At 68.5% G+C, this 5,074-nt stretch carries 3 protein-coding genes; all 3 read right to left on the reverse strand.

Going from position 1 to position 5,074, the window contains the following annotated elements:
• A partial coding sequence (locus JF66_RS17265; RefSeq protein ID WP_156109882.1) for a DNA polymerase III subunit gamma and tau occupies positions 1-1,214 on the reverse strand: 1,214 nt, incomplete at its 3' end.
• Positions 1,215-1,351: 137 nt separating this feature from the next.
• Positions 1,352-2,548: an IPT/TIG domain-containing protein gene (locus JF66_RS17270; protein ID WP_051973701.1), complete on the reverse strand. Its 1,197-nt coding sequence runs from the start codon at positions 2,546-2,548 to the stop codon at positions 1,352-1,354.
• Between the two features lie 337 nt (positions 2,549-2,885).
• Positions 2,886-5,074, reverse strand: a 2,189-nt coding sequence (locus tag JF66_RS17275; protein WP_156109883.1) for an IPT/TIG domain-containing protein, incomplete at its 5' end; no start/stop codon positions are given.

Here is a 5,074-nt window from a genome sequence, read left to right on the forward strand (position 1 = left end):
GCCGGCGGAGCGACCGCTGCGACCGGCGAACCGGCCGATCCGTCGTCGGCCACACCGATGCGCCGCTCGAGCCGCTCCACGCGCGCGAGGGCCCCACGGGTGGAGTCGTCGGTTGCGGGAATCAGCGCGCGGGCGATCATCAGCTCGAGGTGCAGCCGCGGCGAGGTCGCGCCGGACATCTCGGTGAGGGCGGCATTGAGAATGTCGGCGGTGCGCGACAGCTCGGCGGGTCCGAAGAGCGCGGCCTGCACGGCCATCCGGTCGATCTCGTCTTGCGGCACGCCGCGCAGCACGGCCGCGGCCCCGGCAGCGGATGTCGCCGCCACCACGATGAGGTCGCGCATCCGTTCGAGCAGGTCTTCCACGAAACGGCGCGGGTCCTGGCCGGTCTGGATGACCCGGTCGGCTGCGTCGAATGCCGCACCGGCGTCGCGGGAACCGAGCGCGTCGATGGCGTCGTCGAGCAGGGTCGCACTCGTGTAGCCCAGCAGGGCCACGGCACGTTCGTACTCGACGGTGTGACCATCGGAGCCGGCCATCAGCTGGTCGAGCAGCGACAGGGTATCGCGGGGGGAGCCGCCGCCGGCGCGTACCACGAGCGGCAGCACGCCCGGCGCGACCTGCATCTTCTCGGTCTCGCACATCTGCTGCACATAGTCGAGCATCGGTGCCGGGGGCACGAGCCGGAACGGGTAGTGGTGGGTGCGCGAGCGGATGGTGCCGATGACCTTCTCGGGTTCGGTCGTCGCGAAGATGAACTTCACGTGCTCCGGCGGCTCTTCCACGATCTTGAGCAGGGCGTTGAACCCCTGCGGAGTCACCATGTGCGCCTCGTCGAGAATGAAGATCTTGTAGCGGTCGCGCGCCGGAGCGAAGATCGCCCGCTCGCGAATGTCGCGCGCGTCGTCGACACCGTTGTGGCTGGCCGCGTCGATTTCGACCACGTCGAGCGAACCGCCGCCGTCGCGAGCGAGTTCGACGCAGCTCGGGCACACGCCGCACGGGGTGTCGGTGGGGCCTTCGGCACAGTTGAGGCAACGGGCCAGGATGCGCGCCGAGGTGGTCTTGCCACAGCCGCGCGGCCCGCTGAACAGGTACGCGTGATTGACGCGGTTGGTGCGCAGCGCCGTCATCAGCGGTTCAGTCACTTGGGACTGACCGATCATCTCGGCAAAGGTCTCTGGCCGGTAGCGGCGATACAGTGCGGTAACCACAGATCAATGGTACTTGGCCCGGCCGACACCGCACCCCGGGTGCGGCCGGAGAACGACTTTCGTGTTGCGTGCCGAATGCCACCCCACGGCTCGGCTGGGGTGGTATTCGGCAGCAACGCGCGCGGTACCGCCCGGTCTCAGGTGAAGGAACCGCGGCGGCGAGCGATCACCAGCGCCGCTGCGCCCAGGAGGACCACCAGGATGCCGAGCCCGCCGGCTGCCAATGCGGGGAACCCCGTGGGCGGGAGCTCCGCAGTCGTCACCGAGGCGGCCGATGTGAAGGAGAAGGCGAGCGGATTGGAAGAACCGCCCGGCGAGGTCACCACCACCGAAACCGACCCCGCCGCATGCGCCGGGGCGGTGAAGGTGATGGTGGTGTCGCTGGTGACCGTGAAGGCCACCGACGCTCCGCCGAGCGTCACGTCGGTCGCGCCCGTGAACCCGAGGCCCGTGATCGTCACGAGGGTTCCGCCCGTCACCGGTGCGCTGTCCGGCGCGAGCGCGGTGGCCGCCGGAACCGGGCGGTAGGCGTAGGCATCCGGCAGTACGCCGGTGCCACACGTTCCGGCGCCGTCCACGGCAACGGAGACGACCCCCACGCCGGCCGGCACCACCGCGGTGATCGTCGTGTCATCCACGACCGTGAAGCTCACCGCTGGCACCAGGCCGAACCGAACCGCCGTAGCACCGACGAAGCAGGCACCGGTGATCGTCACCACAGCGCCGCTCGCCTCCACCCCCGCATTCGGCGTCACCGCCGTCACGAACGTCACGGGTGTGTAGATGAACGTAGCGGAGAACAGGGTTGCCCCGCCCAACCCGAGCACCACGATCAAGGCGTCTCCAGGCGGATGCGGAGGCGTCACCAGAATGACCGTGTTGTCATCGAGCACGGTGAACGGAACCGAGATACCGCCGACCGACACATCGGTCGCCGCGGTGAAGCCGGTACCGGCGAGCGTCACGGGCGTGCCGCCCGTCTCCGGACCACGGTCGCTCGATCCGGGCGTGAACGTGAAGCTCAGCGGGGATGAGCTGATCGGCTGGTCGACCACCACCACCGCAACAGCACCGGGCGCGTGGGCCGGCGTCACGAAGGTGATGGTGGCGTCATCCACAAATGTGAAGGCAACAGAGACGCCGTCGAGAGTGACGTCGCTGGCACCCGTGAACCCGGAGCCGGTCACGGTCACCGACGTACCTCCCGCCTCCGGCCCGTTGTTGGGCAGCAGCGCGGCCGCCACCGGCGTACCATCCACGAACGGGAAGATGGTCTGCGTCGCTGCCGTTGCGGAGGACGCACCCACCCCCATAAAAAGGGCGGCGATGGCCATGACGGCCGTGAACCTCAGTCGATCACCTCGACCTCGACCTCGACCTCGACCTCGACCTACCAAGAATCTCCCGCGGCGCGGCGCCCGTCGAGCGTCTCCACTCAGGGATGGCGTGGAGGTGGAGCAATAGTCCGTTTTCGACACGGGACCCGCCTTAGGGCTCAGCCACTCTCACTGCCCTCCAGCCCCCCTGCAGCAATTCGCGGTTCGACGCTGGTGGTCAGCGTACGCCCGAATGTCCGAATCAAGAATGACTATTTAGCACGAGACAATTCCCCTCGACGAGCCAGAGAATGTCGTGTGACCCCGGCGGCGGGGACGGCCGAGGCCACACGAGTCAGGAGAGCGAGTCGCGGCGGCGCCGAGCAATCAGCAGGGCCGCACCTCCCAGCAGTAGCGAGAGAACACCGAACCCGGCGGCGGGCGCCCCGGTAAACCCGGTTCTCGGGAGCGCCTCAGCCTTATCAGTCGCCACCGCCGCCGCGGCCACGTAGGTGAATGCGCCGCCGATCACGCCGACTCCGCATGTTCCGCCGCCAACGACAGTGATATCCACGACTCCGGTTCCGGCCGGCGAGACCGCCGTGATCTGGGTGTCACTCACGACGGTGAAGCTTGTCGCGGCCGTCGTGTCGAAGAACACCGCGGTCGCACCCGCGAAGCACGCGCCCGTGATCGTCACCGTCGTGCCGCCCGCTGCCGGGCCGGTCGAGGGATCAACCACGGTCACGAGGGTCACCGGAGTGAACGTCAAGTCGAGGGGAGCGGATGCCCCACCCGGTCCAGTCACCACTACCGGCACCACGCCCACGGCGTGCGCCGGGGTCAGGAACGTCACGGCCGTGTCGGTCACGACCGTGAACGGAACCGAGGCTCCCCCGATCGTGACGTCAGTGGTGCCGGTGAACCCGGCGCCCGTGATCGTCACGCCGGTTCCGCCCGTCACCGGGCCGGTGTTGGGCGCGAGCGAGACGGCGACCGGAGCCGCGACGAAGGTGAAGCCCGCCGGAGCCGAGTTGCCATTCGGCGAGAGCACGATCACGTTTACGAGACCGAGGGCGTGCGGCGCCGTGACCGCGGTGATCTGCGTAGCCGAGTCAACGACCGCGCTGGCCGCCGAGAGGCCGCCGAACGTCACATCCGTTGCCCCGGTGAAGCCGGTTCCCGTGATGACGACGGTCGTACCGCCGCCGATCGGGCCGCTGATCGGTGCGAGTGAGGCGATCCCGGCCGCCGGTAGATACGTGAATCCACCCGGCAGCGTGCCGACTCCGCAGGATCCACCGCCGGTCACCGTCACGTCAACGACCCCCAGGCCGGCGGGAGCCACGGCGGTGATCGTGGTGTCGTTGACGACCACGACGCTCGTGCCGTCCACCAGACCGAACAGCACCGCCGTCGCTCCGGTGAAGCACGAACCGGTGATGGTCACGGGTGTGCCGCCGCCTTCCGGTCCCGAACCCGGCGTGACCGTATCCACGACGGTCGCGGGCGTGAATGTGAAGTCCAGCGGAGCGGATGCCCCACCTGGCCCGGTCACGACCACAGGCACCGCACCCGGCAGGTGCGCCGGCGTCGTGAACGTGACCGTAGTGTCATTCACCACAACGAACGGCACAGAGACTCCGTCAACGGTCACATCGGTGGCGCCTGTGAAACCGGACCCATCAATGGTCACCGGCGTGCCGCCGGTCTCCGGACCCGTGCTCGGCGTCACGGACGTCGCAGCCGGCAGCGGATCGAAGGTAAACAGACCCGGAGCCGAGTCGCCGTTCACCGAGAGCACCACCACATTCACGAGGCCCGGCGCATGCACCGGAGTCGTCACCGTGATCTGCGTGTCGGAATCGACGGTCACCGTGGCCGCCGACGTGCCGTCGAAGGTCACATCCGTGGTGCCGGTGAACCCGTTGCCCGTGATGAGCACGCTCGTGCCCCCGGTCTCCGGCCCGTTATCGGGCACCAAACCCGTGATCACCGCGGCCGGCAGGAACGTGTAGGCCGCGGGCAGCACACCCGTGCCGCAGACTCCACCGCCCGTCACCGTCACATCCACCACGCCCACCCCGGCCGGAACGACCGCCGTGATCGTGGTGTCATTCACCACTGAGAAACTCGTCGCGGGAGTCGCCCCGAAGAGCACCGCGGTGGCCCCTGTAAAGCAGGCACCCGTGATCGTCACCGTGTTCGTGCCCGACTCCGGGCCAGTGGTCGTCGTGACGGTGGTCACCACGGTCGCCGGGGTGACCGTGAAGTCCAACGGAGCAGATGAGCCGCCCGGACCGGTTACCACCACGGGGACGGCGCCCGGAAGGTGCGCCGGAGCCGTAAACGTAACCGTCGCATCATCGACAACCACGAACGGCACCGAGACTCCGTCAACAGTTACGTCCGTCACCCCCGTGAAACCGGACCCATCAATGGTCACCGGCGTGCCACCGGTTTCCGGACCCGTGCTCGGCGTCAAAGACGTCGCAGTCGGCAGCGGATCAAACGTAAACAGACCCGGAGCGGAGTTGCCGTTGG

The sequence above is a fragment of the Cryobacterium sp. MLB-32 genome (genome assembly GCF_000738085.1).
GTDB lineage: Bacteria > Actinomycetota > Actinomycetes > Actinomycetales > Microbacteriaceae > Cryobacterium.